This is a genomic window from Defluviicoccus vanus (assembly GCF_014672695.1).
Classification (GTDB): Bacteria; Pseudomonadota; Alphaproteobacteria; order Rhodospirillales; family Defluviicoccaceae; genus Defluviicoccus; species Defluviicoccus vanus.
Genome location: NZ_CP053923.1, coordinates 4124842 through 4143349 on the forward strand (window position 1 = coordinate 4124842; position 18508 = coordinate 4143349).

Here is an 18508-nt window from a genome sequence, read left to right on the forward strand (position 1 = left end):
CGCTCAAGTAGTTGCCGTTGGGTTTGCCTCGGCAGGCTGGCGGCGATATTCGCCCGGACTCCACTCCCGCATCAGGGCGTAGAGAACGGCGAGGATGGTGGGGCCGAGAAAGATGCCGATGAGTCCGAAGGCGATGGCGCCGCCGAGAATGCCGATCAACACCAGCAGCAGCGGCAGGGCACTGCCGCGGGAGACGAACAGCGGCCGGATGACGTTATCGATGTTGCTGACGATGGTGGCACTCCAGATGACGATGAAGATGCCCCAGGCGGTGTCACCGGAGCGGAACGTCCAGAAGGCGACCGGTAGCCAGACGATCGCCGGGCCGCCGGGGATGATGCCGAAGAAGCCGGTGGCAAGGCCGAGGAGAAAGGGGGCGGGTACCCCCGCCAGCCAGTAGCCGAACACTGCCAGCGACGCCTGCGCCAGCGCCGCGCCGATGACGCCATAGACGACGCCCTTCAGCGTGCCGTAGGCGACGGTGAGCAGATGCCTGCCCCGGTCACCGGCGATGTGGGCGGCAAGGTCGGTCAGCCGCCGCAGCGCTGCCTCGCCGTCGCGATAGAAGAAGAAGGTGCAGAAGATGCTGAGTGCCAGCTGGGCAATGCCGCTGCCCAACGCCGCGGCGATCTTCAGCAGCCATTGAACGGCGGCGCGCAGCAACTGGCGCGCTTCGTCGGAGAGTTCGCCATCGGCGACCAACGCCTGCCAGCGCTCGCTGAGGCTGTCGCCGATCAACGGGATGTGGGCGAGGAAATCAGGCGGCGTCAGGCCGTCCTGGATGGCGGCGCGAAGCCGGTCGCCGAGAACGACGACATTTTCCGTCATCACCGCGCCGATCAGCGCCAGCGGGCCGAGGAGGACGAGGGCGAGCAACACCGTCATCAGCGCTGCCGCCAGTGTATTGCGGCCGCCGAGGCGTCGGCGGAACCAAGTGAAGCCCGACCAGGTGGCGACGGCGAGGATCAGTCCCCACAGCAGCGGCGCCAGGAACGGCCGGGCGATGACGAAGGCGACGCTGCACAGGATGACAACGACGATCACCGCCAGGGCGATGGCGATATAGCTGGTGCGTGGGCTTTGCGTCGGGTCCATGATAACCGCCGGTTGGGGCGGCGCCACAGGATGCCGCTACGGTACGGAGTTCCTAGGCGACCGGACGGCGGCGCGTCAATGCCGGTGAGGCGGCGCGGCCGCGCCGCGCCGTGGAACAGACCTAAACGCGCGTGTACACGGCAATTTTCCGCTGTTCGCGACTGGTTCGGGGGTTGTTCACCACCCCTTCACACGATGCTAACTGGTTGTAATAAAATGATTTAATTCTGTTGGCCGGCAAAAATGTCGGCATTTGTCGTCAAATGTTCTCATTTGTCGTCAAAACACGTTAACGCCCAGCGGCGAACCGATCGAACATATGGCGAACATAATCCTGGCGGCGAATGCGGTCAAGCCATCAATCGGCCGTCAGCCGCACGGGGAGGGTGATTGCGCCGCAGAGCCCTCGTCCGCCATCATCGTTACCGGCACGCACCTGCTGTCCGCGGCGGCCGTTCAGCGATCGTGTCGAACAGTCGGTCCATTGGGGAGGGCGAAATGCCAGCGGAAGGCCACCCGCGACCCGCGCAGACGTTGCAGGAAATTTCGGCGCAGACCCTGCAGGAGCCGTTGAAGAGCGGCGATCCGCGTTACGCCGACGTTTCCGCCGGCCGTGGCACGCGCGAGCTGCAGAAGATGCGGCTGTGCATCGAAGATCACAGAGCGCGCGACAACCGCTACGCAAAGATCGCGTTCACCGGTCACCGCGGCGCTGGAAAGTCGACCGAACTGCTGCGCCTGGAGCATGACCTCGGCGACCGGTTCACCTGCCTGCACCTATTTGTCGACGAAAACCTGATCCGTGACTGCGACTATACCGATTTGTTGCTGTGGATGGTCGATGCGGTAGTGGATCGGTTTGCCAGCGACAGACATCCGTTAAAACAGCAGCATGTGGAGTCGGTCGAATGGTTTGCTGAGAAAACGCTCGAAGATACCAGTACGGTGAAGGCGGAAATTGCCGCCGAAATGGAATTGAAAGGACAGACAAAGGCCGACTGGTGGGTGGCGAGCCTGCGACTGCTTGCCCGTATCAAGTCACGCATCCAAGGTAATATTGAACAGCGCAAGGTTATTCGGCAGACGCTGCAAAATTACGGCCGAGAACTGGTTGATAGAGTCAATATCCTTCTTGATCAGGCGCAAAATGCGCTTGAAAAGGCGAATAAGGCACCCGACTTGCTGATCGTTCAGGATAATCTCGATCGTTTGCCGGAAGAAGTCTGCCGCCGCCTGTTCTTTCAGAACGGCGATCTCCTGAAGCAACTACGCGCGCACGTTATTTTTACCGTGCCGATTGCGATGATCCTGGCGCCATGGAATATCGGCACCGTGTTCGAAAACCGGTTCACGATGCCGATGATCAAAATCAGCAATCTTGACAACGAAGCTTATCAGCCGGGTATTGACGCGCTCGTCCGGCTGGTTGCGGCGCGGGCAGACGTGGACGCGGTGTTTACCTCCAACGATATCGTCGCATTTCTCGCCAGGATGTCCGGAGGCAGCGTGCGCGATCTGTTGCGGCTGATCAATTACGCGCAGTTGGAAGCGCGTACCGACGGCAAGACGCAGATCGACCAAGCGAGTGCTGACGCGGCAGTGAAGGAACTGCGTATTGACTTCGAGCGGCTGCTGATCCCCCGCCATGTCTATTTTCCGCTCTTGCGTGAGATCCATCAAACCAAGGCGGATTGGGAGTCGCCAGAGCAGAAAACGGACGCGACCAGTGTCAAACAGCAACGCGAATTTTTCAGTGAGTTGCTGCTGAATGGCAGCGTGCTCGAATACAACGGCGACCGGAGTTGGTACGATGTTCACCCCATCGTCCAACGGATCGACACATTCAATGACAACGCGGAATGACGACGACGCTCGAAGCATGGAATGAAAGGCTTCCGGCCGCAACGATTTCGCATGAGATAGAGCGGGAGATCCGCCGCCTGTCTCTTGCCATCGCTGATGCGCGCGGCTTTCAACTCTATCTCGCGACATATAACGACAGAACACTACGCGACTATAGCATTCGACGCCTCGCCGATGCGCAGCAAGCGAGCGGTATCGTTATTTCCGTGCTTGATCTGAGCTCGGTCAGCAGTCGGTTCGTCCTTCTCGAAGCGCTCCACAACCACCTTGGCCAGGTGCAGGACGGTGACGACGCCCGCGCGGCGATCATGGTAACTGGGCTCGACTTGCTCCTCTCCGACCGCCCAGCGGTGGGTACCGAGGCGCTCGAAACCGCCAATCTGCAGCGGGACCGTTTTCCTCTGGTCTGTCACGCGCCGGTGGTCTTTTGGCTGTCGCCGTATGCAACCTCGCTGTTTGCGAGGCTGGCGCCCGACCTCTGGCACTGGCGGGCAGCGACATTCCAGATCGAGGGTGAAGCAGCGCCCAAAACTGTCCCCGGCGTCTCCGAACCTTCGCTTGATGCTTTCCCTGAAGCATTGACCGCGGATGAGGTGCGAGCGCTCGAACAAGAGATTCAGGAGCTCAGCTCTGCCGCCGCCGACCAGTCACCGAGAGCAAAGGCTTACCGGGCACGCAGACTGATAGCCCTGGGGGATGCCTTGTACGTTCGCGGCGAGTGGGATCGTGCCCTCAACCTCTTTCGCCAAGCTGCATCCATTGCCGAGGAACTGGGAGACGACGCTCTGCGCGCCCACGCCCTCGGCAGGGTTGCGGATATCCTTGCCGCTCGCGGCCAGTTGGACGAGGCGCTGCGCATCCGCCGCGAGGAGGAACTGCCGGTCTACGAGCGCCTGGGCGACGTGCCCTCGCGCGCGGTGACGATGGGTCAGATCGCCGACATCCTGCAGGCGCGTGGGCAACTGGACGAGGCGCTGCGCACTTTCCGCGAGGACGTTCTCCCGGCTTTCGAGCGTCTGGGCGACGTGCGCTCGCGCGCGGTGACGATGGGGAAGATCGCCGACATCCTGCAGGCGCGTGGGCAACTGGACGAGGCGCTGCGCATCCGCACCGACGAGCAACTGCCGGTCTACGAGCGTCTGGGCGACGTGCGCTCGCGCGCGGTGACGATGGGGAAGATCGCCGACATCCTGCAGGCGCGTGGGCAACTGGACGAGGCGCTGCGCACTTTCCGCGAGGACGTTCTCCCGGCTTTCGAGCGGCTGGGCGACGTGCGCTCGCGCGCGGTGACGATGGGTCAGATCGCCAACATCCTGCAGGCGCGCGGGCAACGGGACGAGGCGCTGCGGATTCACCTGGAAGAGAGGCTGCCGGTGGCGGAGGCGATGCAAGACGCCGACAGCATCGCCAACGTTCGGTATCGATGCGCTCGTATCCGTCTGGATCGGGGTGGACTGCAGTCCGGCGAGGCGCAAATCATCTTCGATGAATTGGCCGAGAGCTTTGCGATCTATCAACAGCTTGGCCGGGCCGACGGCATCGGCCACGTCGGTCTTCTGTTTGCCCAGGTTCTGGCGCAGGCGGGCCATCCGCAGGAGGCGCTTACCGTCCTCGACGCGGCGGCGGCGGCGTTCACGACGTTGCAGCAGGCGGAGAGCGTCGCCCGGGTCCGGGCGTTGCAGCAGCAGATCCGGCTGGCCGACCCGGCCACCGCGGGAGGCTGAGGCTTGGCAGCATCCCCAGACCCGGCGTCGCCCGTCCCCCTCGTCATCATCGGCGGCGGCGGCCATGCCAAGGTGGTGATCGAGATCATCCGTGCCATCGGCGGCTATCACATTCTCGGCTGCACCGATGCCGCCGCGACCGCTGCCGAGGTGATCGGTGTGCCGGTGCTTGGCGACGACGACCAGTTGCCGCGGCTGTTTGCCGCGGGCGTCCGCCACGCCTTCGTCGCCATCGGCGCCAACCGGCTGCGGCTGGCGCTGGGGCAGCGGCTGCTGCAGCAGGGCTTCACCCTCATCAGCGTGTTGCACCCGGCGGCGGTGGTGTCGCCCACCGCGGTGGTTGGCCGGGGCGTCGCGGTGATGCCGGGGGCGGTGATCAACGCCTGTGCGGTGATCGGCGATTTCGCCATCATCAATACGCTGGCCGCAGTGGAGCACGATTGCCGGCTGGGCGAGGGGGTCCACGTGGCGCCGCGGGCGGCGCTCGCGGGAAATGTCACACTCGATACTTGCGTCAGCGTCGGTATCGGTGCTGTGGTGAAACCGGGTGTACGCATCGGGGCGTATACCCAGGTGGGTGCAGGGGCCGCGGTGGTGAGCGATCTTGCCGCCAACTGTCTCGCCATGGGGGTGCCGGCGCGGCCGCGAGCGCCACGGCCGGCATGATGCGGCAGTGCTGGATGCTTTCATGGTCAAGTGGTTACCCAATCGCCGCCAACGCGTCGCCATCCTGTTTCCCGGCAACTATGCCCTCAACAGCGGGATGGCGCGGACGGCGATCCAGCTCTGCCGCTATCTGCTTGACCTGACGCCGGCCAAATCGGGCGCCTATGATGTGGTCCTCGGGGCGAATCTCGCCAACGGCGGCGAACGGCGGTTCGCGCAACTGAGCGGCCAGCCGCGCTTTCAGCTGGTGGATCTGCAGTGGACGGTGGCCGCCGAGGTGAACGGCATCAAGTATATCCGTCCCTACAGCCTTGCCGGCTTCGATTATCTCAGCTGCGATGCGTGGATCCTGTTTGGCTGTCCTGGCGGTGGCGCCGTCGCCCACCTGCGGCCGTTTGCGGTTTTCTGTGCCGACTGGGTCGTGCACGTGGTCCCGCACGCGGCCGAATATTTTCCGCACGCCCGCAACCCGATCTGGGAAGACATTGCTTACATGATCGAGTCTTGCCGGCAGGCGGATGTGGTCTTCAGCACGACACCGCGGACGCTGGAGGACGACATCGCCTTTGCCGGCGTGCCACGGTCGAAGACACGGCTGGCGCCGCTGTTTTCCATCGAAGATTTTTCGCGTCTGCCGACCTCGCCGGAGGAGCTTCCCTTCAGCCGGTATTTCATGTGGACGACCAATGACACTGCCCACAAGAACCATAAGCGGGCGCTGGACGCGCTCGATCTTTACTATAATAAGTATAGCGGGTCACTGCCGGTGGTTATTACCGGCTGTGCATCAGAATATTTCGACCCGAAACGAGGGAGCAATCTGAATGCAGGCTATACGCAGCCATTGCAGGACAGGATCGCACGCTCACCGCAGTTGCTGGCGAACTTATATTTTCCCGGTCCGTTGCCGGTGGAAAAGTATGCGTTTATTCTGAAAGGTGCGTGTTTCCTGTGGCACAACGTCATTTATGATAATGGCACCGCAAGCTGCTTCGAAGCGGCGCAACTGGGGGTGCCGTCGCTGAGCGCAGACTATCCACAGATGCGCTACTTCACCGAATTGTTCGGCACCAACACGCGTTTCTTCTCCGCCTTCGATATCGAGGCGAGCGCCGCGGCGCTGAAGAGCATGGAAACGGCAACCGCAGCGGGGCTGCGCGCCTGCAGCGACTCGCCGGTGGATGACCAAGGCCGGGTCAAGGCGTTCTTCGCCGAACTGATCGACGATCTGCTGCAAAGCGACAAGCTGGCCGGCGACACCACGTCATCGCCGGCGCGACCACTGACGCGGCGGCAACGGGCTGCCGCCATTCTCCGCCTGCACTTGCGCGAGGCACCGCCGCTTGCCGCACCGCGGGCGCCGGTGATCCGCAACTACCTGGACGACTTTCCCTTCGAGTCTGTCCCGTGTCTGTTCGTTAGCGTCGACGACGCGGTCAGCGAGGCGGCATTGCAGCGCCTGGTCGCTGCCCTGACCAGCTTGCTGCGCGAGCGGTTCTGCTCCTTCAAGGTCCTGCTTGATGTGACGCGGCTGGGGCAGGCGTTGCTGGCGCGGCTCAATGACTGGATCGATTCCCTTGTCCTGCATCATGATGTCGTCTTGATCGGCGAGGCGCCACCGGTGGTGTGGACCAGCCTGCATCTGCTTGCCGACCTGCGGATCCTGCTCCACGCGGCCGCGTCGGCGACCGATGCGGCGCAGTTGCAAGAGGACTCCCTGCGCTGCGGTGTCCCCGTGGTCAGCATCAGTGACAACGGCGGCGAACTCCGGGCCAGCGGGATCGACGGGCTGGCTGGCCAGTGCTGGGGCGACAGCTTGATGGACGACCTGATCATCGCGCTCAGCGAGCGGGGACGATTGCTCAATCGCCAGCGCCTTGCGCAGGCGGTGGTCGATCGGCAGGACTATGCGGACGTGTTCAGCGTTGCCGAGGCGCAGCTCTACCGCCAGCCGCTGCAGCTGCCCGACGACCTACGGCCCGTTCCCAAAGTGCCACGGCTTATCGACCTGCGATCCGCCGATGGCCACCCCTTCCTGACCGATGGCTTCTATCCGAAGGACGGTGACGATGCCAAGCTGCGCTGGGCGCGCAAGGAAGCGAGCCTGGTCCTTGGTCGGTGGTCGAAGCGCTTGGTTCTCAACGCTTTAGTCAGATCGGAAGTGGCGAATGCGGGTATCAGCAATCCGGAACTGACGTTGGCAATCAATGGCCAGGTCATTGGCTCGGTCAAGCTGCAGATTGGCGAGCATCACTATAAAATACAGTGTGCAACCGTTAACACCAGAACGAAGATAAGTAACAAGATCAATATTTCAGCCAATTATGATTATAAGGCTGGTGGTCCGGCAAGTAGTGATCAGCGACGAATCGCATGGGGCTTGATATCGATTGGCTTTGCTGATAGTTGAAGTGCCTACTGCGACTGAAATAAAAATATACTTGTCGCGGGCCTGGCCGTTGGTTGAGGACGGTCGCTGGGAAGCTCCGCGGGCCGGATCGTTCTTGAGGGAAACAGATGAGCAAGCAACCGTTCCGCATTCCAGTCTATCAACCGGATCTGCGTGGCAATGAACGCGCGTATGTGGATCAATGTCTCGACAGCAGCTGGATATCGTCGAAGGGACGCTTTATTCCGCTGTTCGAGNNCACTGCCTTTGCCGAGCGCGTGGGCGTCACCTACGCTACCTGCACCTGCAATGGCACCGTCGCACTGCACCTCGCCCTGGTAGCACTGGGGCTTGGGCCGGGTGACGAAGTCATCCTGCCGACGTTGACCTATATCGCCTGCGCCAACGCTGTAACTTATACCGGGGCGGTGCCGGTCTTCGTCGATTCCCTCCCGGATACCTGGCAGATGGATCCGGCGGACGTGCTGCGCCGCATCACCCCGCGGACGCGGGCGATCATGGCGGTGCACCTTTATGGCCATCCCTGCGACCTGCCGGCCTTGGTCAGGATCGCCAAAGAGCACCGGCTGTTCCTGATCGAGGACTGCGCCGAAGCCTTCGGCAGTTATTACGACGGCACACACGTGGGCAGTTTCGGCGACATTGGTATCTACAGTTTCTTCGGCAACAAGACGATTACCACCGGCGAAGGCGGCGCAGTGGTCACCAACGACCTGACGCTCTATGACCGGGCCACCCATTTCAAAGGGCAGGGCCTGGCAGCGCATCGCGAATACTGGCATGATATTGTCGGCTACAACTACCGGATGACGAATATCTGCGCCGCGATCGGTCTGGCGCAATTGGAGCGTGCCGACGATATCCTGCAGCGCAAGCGCAACGTTGCGCACTGGTATGCCCGCTCCCTTGAGGGCGTACCGGTGCAGGTGCATGGCGAGGTGGGACCCGTCGTCCACAGCTATTGGATGGTCTCCATCCTGGTGGAGGCGGTGGCAGACAGAGATCCGCTGCGCTGCAAATTGGCCGAAGTTGGGATCGAAACCCGGCCCGTGTTCTATCCGCTGCATACGATGCCGATGTATGCGAGCCGCTACCAGAAGCATCCGGTGGCGGAAGATCTCGGCTGGCGCGGTATCACCCTGCCCAGCTACCCGGAACTGAAGGAAGACGAGGTGGCGTCCATCTGCGACGTCATCCGTCGCTACTACGCGGAGAAATAGGCAGCGAGGGCGGGCGGGCAGCGGCGCTCCTGCTTTATTTTTCGCCTCGCTCCCGGCAATAATTCCTGCACAAGACCCGTGCATGGGGGAACGCGCATGGCCAAACCGGCCGGCGACAGTGCGCCAATCGTCCGCATTTTTCTGTCCTCGCCAAGCGATGTGGCGGAGGAGCGGAACATTGCCCGCGGGCTGATCGAGGGCGAGCTGCAGAAGCATCCCTCTTTTCGCCACCTGAAGCTGGAGGTGATCGCCTGGGACGATCCCGCCGCCCGCATCCCGATGCTGGCGAACTTGACCCCGCAGGAGTCGATCAATAAGGGCCTACCGCCACCATCCCTCTGCGACATCGTCATCGTCATCCTCTGGGCGCGGATGGGCACGCCGCTGCCGGAGACGATCCACAAGCCGGACGGCGAGCGCTACCTCTCGGGGACGGAGTGGGAGTACCTCGACGCGATCAACTCGACCCGGGAGCCGAAGCCTGAGGTGCTGGTCTACCGGCGGACGCAAACACCCCAGGTTGGCTTGGATGACGATGANCTACGCCGACAAGCTTGCGCAGTACAAACTGGTCAAGTCGTTCTTCGCCCGGTTCCGCAACGCCGACGGATCATTGGCTGGTGGTGTCAACGAGTATCCAAAACTGGACGAATTTGGGGGCAGTTACGGCAGCACCTCGACGAATTGATGCATCGGCGTTGGCCGGCACCTGTCATTGAAGACCCGGCCGTCACGTCCCAGCCGAAAATCTCGCTCGAATACATCGAATGGCTGCGCCGTGAGTACGCCGATGTTAGTCTCCTCGGCCAAGAGCGGCATGAAGCTTTGGCACTGAAGCTTAACTATGTGTACGTGCCAGCGTTGGTTAAAGTAGAGAGCCAATTTCCTAAATCGGATGTTCCTCCTGACTCAGCGGAAGACGCGTCCGGGCGCGTGATCGTCGATACAACAGCCGCTAGGACCTTAACCCAACAAATTCCCCTGCTGAAGCTGCTCGATCAGGAGTCGCTCTACGTCCCCGCTCCGGCTGGTTCGGGCAAATCGACCTTCTGCGGCTGGACGGTACTGCAGAGCATTGCGACCAACGAGCTTTCGCATTGCATCCCGACGCCAAACGAGTTTGCTGAGACGACTCCCGAGAGCCTGCGTAAGAGACTGCCGCTCTTGATTCGGCTGAACGATTTCCATGGAGACATCGACTGTGGCCGCGGTCGCCAAGCCGGAAGTCGTCAACAATTGGAGGACGCGCTTGCGGTGTGGGCGCGCCGAATGTTTGGGGAGCGATTGACGCCCGAGAACCTTCTCGCCCACCTTCACGCTGGCAAGGTCCTTCTGCTGCTGGATGGCTTAGACGAGGTGCCGATCTCGGACACGCGCGACGGGGTGGAGGCCTACCCGCGCGACCTGCTGGTGAGCAGCCTTGCTGACGCATTGCCGGAATGGTTGAAGGTTGGCAACCGGGTGCTCTTGACTAGCCGACCCTACGGGCTCGATGACGAGGGCCTACGCAGGCTAGGTTTGACGCAGGCGCCGCTGGAGCCATTACCAAAGCAACTGCAAGATCTGTTCATCGCCCGCTGGTTCCATGCCCTCGACAAACCGGAGCAGACAAAGGACCTGATCGCTACCATTCGCGAACGTGAGTACCTAGCGCCTCTGGTCGAAAACCCGATGATGCTGACGGCGCTCTGTATCCTCTACGACAGCGGCGGCAAGCTGCCAGAGGATCGCTATGACCTATACCGGCGGATTGTTAACAACGTCCTTTTTCACCGCTTCCGCGACGAGGCGCGGCAGCGGGAACCGGCGCGGGCTAGGCTGGAGGCGATAGCATATGGCATGCACGTAGGTGACAAGGATGCACCGCGCGAAAGCCCGGCGGCCGAAATCAGCTACCTGGAGATCGAACGGATCCTTCGGGCTTTCATGGCGGAGAGTCCCTACGAGCAACGTGGCAGACTCGAACCAGTGGAACAGCGTGATCAACTATTGAACCAATCTGGCGTACTAATCCCAAAGTCAAAACACCGCGCCACCTTCTATCACCTAAGCGTGCAAGAGTTCCTCGCTGCAGAGCGGATCTTGCACACCGAGGATGACCTGCTCCCGATATTCCGTGCCCGCAGTGCTATTGCTGAATGGCGGGCAACCCTAATGTTTTTGTTCGCTGGACAGATCGCCGCTAAGACGCCCCGCTGGGGTACTGAGATGCTCGCCAAGCTGATCGAAGATCTGATCCGCTGCGACTTGAGAATAAAGTTACCGTCAGCGGCGTTCATAGCGGAAGCGATCGATCTGTGTGTCGCTAAGAATTATGACGTGCCGATGAAGCTGAAAAAGTTACTTTGTGGGCTTGCGATTAAGGACGATATGGATCTGCAGGTGCGGCAAGCGTTGGGGCTTACCCTAGGCCGGGTGGGCGATCCGCGGATCTTCGATTTATCCGATCCGGCCGGGTATGTCGAAATACCGCCTGGGACTTATCCTTATGGGCCGAAGGGAGAGGCAATCGAGATCACGGCGCCGTTCCAGCTTGGGCGCTACCCCGTGACAAACGGTCAATTCGTGGCGTTTATAGACGCCGGGGGATACGATAAACAAGAGTGGTGGTCTGAGGACGGCTGGAATTGGCTTCAGGGGAGGAAAGTGGTGAAACCGCGCTTCTGGAGCGACGGGCGCTGGAACGCGCAAAATCAGCCTGTCGTGGGGGTAAGCTTCTGGGAGGCCGAGGCGTGTAGCCGGTGGGCGGGCGGCCGGCTGCCCAGTGACGGGGAATGGGAAGTTGCCGCCCGCGGTCCGAATAGCCTTGAGTATCCCTGGGGCAACTTTTGGCGAGACGGCATCTGCAATACGCGGGAGGCTGGTCTTGGCGTCACGTCGCCGGTAGGGCTGTTCCCAGGGGCACGACAGGCAGATCGGACCATCGATGATCTAGCGGGCAATGTTTGGGAATGGTGCGATACTCTCTACAACTCAGCTGACAGGAGTTCGCCAAGCGATCGAGTGCTGCGTGGTGGGGCTTGGAACTACGATCAGGCTCACGCCAATTCTCTCGTCCGACACAATTCGAAACCGTTCAACCGATTTGACTGTGTTGGTTTTCGAGTGGTGCGTTAGCCGCCCATCTTCGACCACTGACTTTCTGAAATTACCGCGCCCCGCGGCGCCAGCCAGCGTTACTTCCGCAGCAACAGGGGAATCACGCCCAGCGCTGCGGCGAGGTTGAAGCCGATCTTCCATTTGACGATGGCGAGGTCGGTTTCTGGGAAACTCAGCGACGCCGGGGTTATCGGCCGGGTTCGCCGACGGCGGAGCGGCTATCGGGCGATGCCACCGGCGGCTTCCAGGGCGCGTTGCACCCGGGCGTCGACGCGCTCGGCCGGGTTGAGCATCGACGTCGGGTCGACGTAGAAGCCGGTCGCCACCATCCGGTGCCCGGCGTAGATTTCGTGCGAGTTCAGCCGGGTTTCGCACAGCCAGACGTCGCCGGGGGCGAAGTGGACGAAGTGGCGGTCCATGGTGCCGGGCGCAAACTTGTTCATCGGGTCAAACACGCGCTTGTTCAGTCGGGAGCAGACCTTGTTCGAAGGCGCATGCCGCACCTCGCCGAGACCTGCCTGGTCGTAATGGCGGCGGATCAGCTCTTCCAGCGAATGGCTGAGCGTCCAAACCCGCGGCTGTTTGTCGACGTTGATGAAAATCCGTACGTAGTGGAGATCCTCGTCCTTGCGGAAATAGTCGACGTGCAGACCTTCCTGCGTGGTCTTAGTAAAGCGCCAACTGACGCCCTGTTTGAGATAACGGTATGGCCGGAAGACGTCGCGGGCAAAGTCGCGCAGACAGGCGCTGACGCGATCGACTTCGCGGCGGAAGCGGAGATAGAGCAGTACGTCGTTGCCGAATGCGGCGCGGAACACCTTGCGCGGATCGGCGCGGCAAAGGCTGGTCAGCCGAAACGTGGTGTCGGCGAGCTTCTGAAACTGCTTGCCGCTCGGCAGCGAGACCCTGTTGAGGAGGTCGAGGTCGATCTCGAACGGCGCGTTGCGCAGAATCAGCACGTCGCCGGCCTCGTAGTGGTGCACCAGCGCAGTCCGGAAGCCCTCCGGATCATCCTTCTCGTCGCGCCAGTCGAGAACAACGAATCGATCGGCGACGCGAGGGTTCAGCTCGATATCCGCCACCCTGTTCACGCCCCATGTAAAGGAAAACGCGTGTCTCACGACACGCGTCATCACTAGTCGCGCGAGCGAACGCTGTCTATGCTTTTATCGCGCCCTAGGCCGCGCCGGAGTGGGGACAATCTGCACGGCGGATCCTTGCCACTTACCGTAGGTACGCTCCGTCGACGCCGATCTTGCCGGGACCGTTGAGGACGTAGATCCCGGCCGAGTTGCCGCGGACGTGGAAGGAGATCGAACCGCCGTCGCCGGTGCCGACCTCGCGGCCGGTCACCGCATCGCGATACGTCCCGCCGCGCAGACCGCCCACCGTCACGTCCTGGTCGCCGCCGATGGCGAGGCCGACGACGGCGTAGCTCTCGCCATTGTTCCAGTCGCGGATGAAGGCCATGCCGGAGCCCCACTCGCGGATGTCGCGCATCTGCCCCTTCTGCAGCGCCGGCACCGCCTTGCGGATCTGATTGAGGCGCTTGATGTGCTGGTAGAGCGGGTGGGCCTGGGTCTGGCCGATGGTGGCGTCGGTGATGTGGTCGCCGAAGTAGGCGCGGCCGGTGGAATCGAGGGTGTCGTTGTTGCCGATGACGTCCTGCGGCGCCCCCTTCATGAACTCGATCTCCTCGCCGTAGTAGAGGCAGGGGATGCCGCGCACCGTCCACAGAACGTTGTAGGCGGATGCTGCCATCCACTGATCGCCCTTGAAGCGGAAGCGGAAGTCATTGTCGGGGCCGACGTCGTGGTTCTGCAGGAAGGTGATCAGCGTCGTCGGATCACCGTAGATCCAGTCCATCGACATCGCCTGCGCCATGCCTTGGAAATGGCCGCGGCTGACGTTGTCACGGAACGACGAGAACAGGCCGAAGTCGAGCACGGCGAAACCGCTGTCGCCACCGGAATTGGGATTGCGCGGATCGTTGCCCAGCCGGGTGTACCACCAGGGGCGGATCGGCGAGGGGCCGTTGTCGCCGCCGCCCATGTCGCCCCAGCCGTAGCCCTTCACCAGGTTTTCGCCGAAGACGAACAGCCCCGGCTTGTGCGCCTTCCAGGCGTTGACGTACTCGAGGAGGTTGTTGCGCTCCAGGTGCTTGACCGTATCGACGCGGATCGCATCGACGCCCATGTCGAGATAGCGGTTGATAGCGTTGTTCAGGTAGTCCTTGACGTTCTGCCGCTCGGTGGCGAGGTCGATGCAGTCGCCGGCGATGTGCTTCTGCTGCAACGGCCAGGCACTCTCCCAGTCGCCACCCATGATGAAGCCGTCCTGGTGGTACCAGTTGGGATCGAGCGAGCCGGCGTCGATGCCGAAGAAGCGACCGGGGTTGTAGCCCGGCCGCGGCACCGTCTCGCCGGTCTTCGGATCGACCAGCGGCTCGATACCGTCCGGATCGCGGCCGTGGCGCTCGCGATACCAGGCGGGGGCGACCGGGTTGTCGATGTCGTCACGGTTCGGCCAAGTGTAGTTGCCGAGGTTGCCCTTGTAGGGGCCGTTGTTTTCCTGCCCCTGCTCGCGGCCTTGCGGCACGTAGTACTTGATCGGCAGGTGGTCGATGTGGACTTGACCACGGATGCCGTACTGGCAGGAGTGGTTGATCACCACGTCCTGGATGATCTTGATGCCGCGGGCGTGCGCCTCGTCGATCAGGTCCTGATAGGTGGCATCGGGGCTTTCAAGCCGGGGGTCGATCCGGTTCCAGTCGTAGGCGTGGTAGCCGTGGTAGTCGAGGCCGGAGCGGTTCTCCACCGGGGNGGTGATCCAGATCGCGGTGAATCCCAAGTCGCGGATGTAGTCGAGGCGCTGGATCAGCCCCTTGAAATCGCCGCGCCAGTGCGGATCGGTCGGGTTGCCGGCAGCATCGAAGGCGATGCGGTCGCGGCAGAAGAAGTTGTTCGACGGATCGCCATCGTAGAAGCGGGTGGTGATCAGGAAGTAGATCGTCTCCTCGCGGAAGTCGGGGTTGCCGTAGCCGTGCGAGCCGATGCTGGGGGCGGGGGCCGGCGCGGTGGGCGCAATGGTGCCGCCCGGGCGTTGCGGCGGATCGACGTCTTCGGCGGTGGGCTCCGTGTCGTACCAGCGGCCGTTGCGGTACCAGCCGCCCTGCTCGCGATGCAGGTCGACCGACTGGTGGCCGGCGCCGTCGTGGAAGACGAGGTTGGCCGAGGTGATGCCGGTCAAGGTGATCGAGAACCAGCCATCGCCGCCATCGGTCATCGCCACGCCCGGCCAGGTCGTCCCGCTGCCGCCCGGCTGCGCGTTCCAATAATGGATGCGGACGGACGCGGCCCATTCGGCAGGCTTTTGCAGGCGAAGCACGAGGTCGGTCATGACGCGATCTCCCTGAGGCTGTTTGATTTTTTCGGGCTGGGGTTGGCAGGCGCACGGTGCAGCAGGCCCGCAGGCATGCCTCAGCACGCGCGTTCTTATCGTTCCGCGCGGAGATTAGCCTAACGCAGCATGATTGGCGCGGTTAATCTGGTCACCGCCGCCTCGGGCCACGCGACGTCCGGAGACAGAGCCATGCGATGGACCCTGCCGACCTACGTCCTGGCTGCCTTCGCCGAGATTGGCGGCTGCTTTGCCTTCTGGGCGTGGTTGCGCCTGGAGAAATCGCCGTGGTGGCTGCTGCCTGGCATGGCGAGCCTGGCGCTGTTCGCGTGGGCGCTGACCCGCATCGACGCCGACTTCGCCGGCCGTGCCTATGCGGCCTACGGCGGCATCTACATTCTCGCCTCGCTGGTCTGGATGTGGGCGATCGAAGGCTCGCGTCCCGACCGCTGGGACATGATCGGCGCCGCGCTCTGCGTCGCCGGTGCAATGCTGATCCTCTTCGGCCGTCGCGCCGGCGCATGAGCCTCAGAGACAACCGAACCGTGGATGGGTGGCGCAGCTTGAATTCACGCGTTTCGCCAGGAGCGACGTTTACGGCCTCGGTCACGCTCGTGTCCTCTATGGTAGCCATTGCGACGGGTAGCGGGGATATTCTCCGGCGCGGCTTTCGGGTTGAGGTGGAACAGGCCCTTCATTGCTCATCGCCCCAAATGAAGCCCCTCTTGACGCGAGGGAGCGTATCGCGCTTTGAATGCGTTCGGAAAATCGCAATCACGCCTCGGTTGAACTTGTCCATGAAAGACCCGGCTAACGACAAGTTCTCAGCCGCCCAACAGGGCCTGGGCTACCTCTACCAGTCTCGCCTCGCCCTACTCCGGCTGCTGGAACTGCCCGAAAACACCGCCGTCTTTTTGGAGAAGGACGACGACCTGGATTTTGTTGATACCGATGGAAGTAAGTCCCTCGCGTCGCTCAAGCACAAGGCCGCCGGTGACCATCTGACCGACCTGTCGACTGACTTCTGGAAGTCAGTCCGGATATGGTTGGCACGTTACAAGCGCGACGGTCTTAGCGTATCGAACCTGCGCTTCTTCCTGTTCACCACCAGTACGGTGCCGAACACGTCGTTCCTCAAAGGGTTCCTGCCGGCTCAGGCACACGCGGGCGACGAAGCCAAGATGCTGGCCGAACAGGCGGATGAAGCCTTACGCAGGTCGAAGTCCGGTCTTGTCGGTGGAATCGCAGATGAGTTCGACAAACTGACTCCCGCCGAAAAGCGGGACTTTCTCGCCCGCATCCTGATTCTCGATGGCAGCCCCCGGATCGAGCACATTCCAGAGGCCATTAAGGACAGGCACATGCGCAGCATCCGGCGCGAACACCGGATCGCCGTGTTCGAGCGGCTTGAGGGATGGTGGAACGACGAAGTCATTAAGCAACTGACCGGCGGCAGGGACGAAGGAATCTTCGGCTACGAGGTATCGGACAAGCTCACTGTCTTGGCGGAGGAATACAAGCTCGACAACCTTCCCATCACTTTTCGTGGCAAGGAACCGGCAGGCGAGATCGACACCGAAAACGACCCCCGGGCCTTCGTGGTGCAACTGCGCGAGATCGGAATCTCCTCCAGCCGCATCCGCAACGCGATCCTCGACTACTATAGGGCATTCGAACAACGCTCGCAGTGGGCGCGCGAGAACTTGCTGGTGTCAGGAGAGATCGAAAGCTACGAAGACCGCCTCGTCGACGAGTGGCAGAGATACAGGGATGTCGTGTTTGAGGAGCTTGACGGCAACAGCGCCGAGCATTTGCTGCAACAGGCCGGCAGAGAACTCTACAAGTGGGCAGAATTTGTGAGCGGCAACATTGAATCGCTGCGCATTCGCACGCGCGTCACCGAGCCCTATGTGACCCGCGGATCCTTCCACATTCTGGCCGATGTTGCCTCTCAACCCAGGGTCTACTGGCATCCAAGGTTCCTCGAACGCGTCGGCAGAGTGCTGGAGGTGTCTACGTGAAGCCCTGGAACCAGCGCCCCTTCGAGATAAGGCACCTGTTCAACCCCGCCTTCTGCGGCGTGGTCCTGTTCCGTGCCATGCAAGGCTACGAGGAGGAGGACATCCGTGGAATGCCCTTTTCGCTCTCCCTGCTCATCCTGCCCCTCTGCCTGCACAAAGATTGCGCGAAGTGATCGCCGCCAGTAGCCGGAGCTACCTTCTGAAGGTTGCGGAGAAATATCCGCAGGTACAGGTCGGCTTAGCCGCCAGGGTCACGGCGATGCTGCCTTATTCGTTCGAGGGCTTCGGCCTGCTGATGGAGAGGGGCTGCATTTCGGTCGAAGATGATGGACGTTTGCAAACCGTCCCTGACAAGGTTCGGAAGTCGGTTACGGGAACTGACGAGACCATCTCCTGCCAGCGCGTGGCGCGCTTTGTCGGCAGGCAGTTCGCACGAATAGGCGACCGAGTGACAGTATATACGACCTTCGGAATCCGTCCATGAAGATCAAGTCCATCCACATCTATAGCCATGACGGGCAGCGCCGCGACCTGCAGTTTAAAGTGGACGGTCTGAACGTCATCACCGGCCGCTCCTCCACCGGTAAGTCGGCGCTTTCCGAGATCGTCGAATACTGCATGGGGCGCTCCTCGTTCAACGTTCCGGAAGGCGTTATTCGAGACAAAGTCGCATGGTTTGCTGTGATTTACGCCTTCGATGGCGAGCAGGTTCTGGTCGCCAAGCCCACGCCTCACGGCGGTGGAGCGAGTTGCAGCACCGCCATGGTGCGCCGGGGTGCCGAGCTGCAGGCACCTTCGTTCGGGGATTTGGTCGAGAACTCGGACGACGATGCCATCGTCGCCCTGCTCTCGCGCTTGCTCGGGATTCCNGAGAACCGCACCGATGTCGCACTTGAACACAGCCGAGACAGCTACGACGCGAACGTCAAGCACACCTTCTATTACTTGTTCCAGAAACAAGGGTTGGTCGCCAACAAGGATCAGCTCCTCTATCGCCAGAACGAAGACTTT

11 protein-coding genes and 1 pseudogene are annotated in these 18508 nt (G+C 62.0%); 9 read left to right on the plus strand and 3 right to left on the minus strand.

Annotation, left to right across the window (positions count from 1 at the left end; translation table 11 throughout):
• Nucleotides 1–3: 3 nt before the first annotated feature.
• Nucleotides 4–1095 carry an AI-2E family transporter gene (locus tag HQ394_RS18835; RefSeq protein ID WP_190261474.1) on the minus strand — a complete coding sequence of 364 codons (1092 nt, stop codon included), beginning with the start codon at nt 1093–1095 and terminating at the stop codon, nt 4–6.
• 498 nt (nt 1096–1593) lie between these two features.
• Here HQ394_RS18835 and HQ394_RS18840 point away from each other — a divergent pair, with 498 nt between their 5' ends.
• The 6 genes from HQ394_RS18840 to HQ394_RS21645 all read left to right on the plus strand — a co-directional run bounded on the left by HQ394_RS18840 (nt 1594) and on the right by HQ394_RS21645 (nt 12095).
• Nucleotides 1594–2958: a hypothetical protein gene (locus HQ394_RS18840; RefSeq protein ID WP_190261475.1), complete on the plus strand. Its 1365-nt coding sequence runs from the start codon at nt 1594–1596 to the stop codon at nt 2956–2958.
• Nucleotides 2955–4682, plus strand: a complete 1728-nt coding sequence (locus tag HQ394_RS18845; protein ID WP_190261476.1) for a tetratricopeptide repeat protein — start codon at nt 2955–2957, stop codon at nt 4680–4682. Before HQ394_RS18840 ends, HQ394_RS18845 begins: the two co-directional genes overlap by 4 nt.
• 3 nt (nt 4683–4685) lie before the next feature.
• Complete coding sequence (locus tag HQ394_RS18850) at nt 4686–5348, plus strand: acetyltransferase (RefSeq protein ID WP_190261477.1); 663 nt, start codon at nt 4686–4688, stop codon at nt 5346–5348.
• Between the two features lie 7 nt (nt 5349–5355).
• Complete coding sequence (locus HQ394_RS18855; RefSeq protein ID WP_190261478.1) at nt 5356–7758, plus strand: glycosyltransferase family protein; 2403 nt, start codon at nt 5356–5358, stop codon at nt 7756–7758.
• 107 nt (nt 7759–7865) lie between these two features.
• The gene (locus HQ394_RS18860) at nt 7866–8978 is read left to right on the plus strand and encodes a DegT/DnrJ/EryC1/StrS family aminotransferase (protein WP_190261479.1); all 1113 of its coding nucleotides are present in this window, start codon (nt 7866–7868) and stop codon (nt 8976–8978) included.
• A 2370-nt stretch (nt 8979–11348) separates the two neighbouring features.
• Nucleotides 11349–12095: a formylglycine-generating enzyme family protein gene (locus tag HQ394_RS21645; protein ID WP_456151654.1), complete on the plus strand. Its 747-nt coding sequence runs from the start codon at nt 11349–11351 to the stop codon at nt 12093–12095.
• A gap of 200 nt (nt 12096–12295) precedes the next feature.
• Here the strand turns inward: HQ394_RS21645 and HQ394_RS18870 are convergent, their stop codons facing one another.
• Entirely contained in the window at nt 12296–13159 is an 864-nt protein-coding gene (locus HQ394_RS18870) for a hypothetical protein (RefSeq protein WP_190261480.1), read from the minus strand.
• A gap of 142 nt (nt 13160–13301) precedes the next feature.
• Nucleotides 13302–15476, minus strand: a complete 2175-nt coding sequence (locus HQ394_RS18875) for an alpha-amylase family glycosyl hydrolase (RefSeq protein WP_190261481.1) — start codon at nt 15474–15476, stop codon at nt 13302–13304.
• Nucleotides 15477–15668: 192 nt separating this feature from the next.
• Here HQ394_RS18875 and HQ394_RS18880 point away from each other — a divergent pair, with 192 nt between their 5' ends.
• From HQ394_RS18880 to HQ394_RS18890, 3 genes and pseudogenes are all read left to right on the plus strand, one after another.
• The gene (locus HQ394_RS18880; protein WP_190261482.1) at nt 15669–16001 is read left to right on the plus strand and encodes a YnfA family protein; all 333 of its coding nucleotides are present in this window, start codon (nt 15669–15671) and stop codon (nt 15999–16001) included.
• 272 nt (nt 16002–16273) lie between these two features.
• A complete protein-coding gene (locus HQ394_RS18885) occupies nt 16274–17497 on the plus strand; it encodes an ABC-three component system protein (protein WP_190261483.1) in 1224 nt (407 codons plus the stop codon).
• A 59-nt stretch (nt 17498–17556) separates the two neighbouring features.
• Nucleotides 17557–17981: pseudogene (locus HQ394_RS18890) on the plus strand (three component ABC system middle component).
• Nucleotides 17982–18508: the final 527 nt, after the last annotated feature.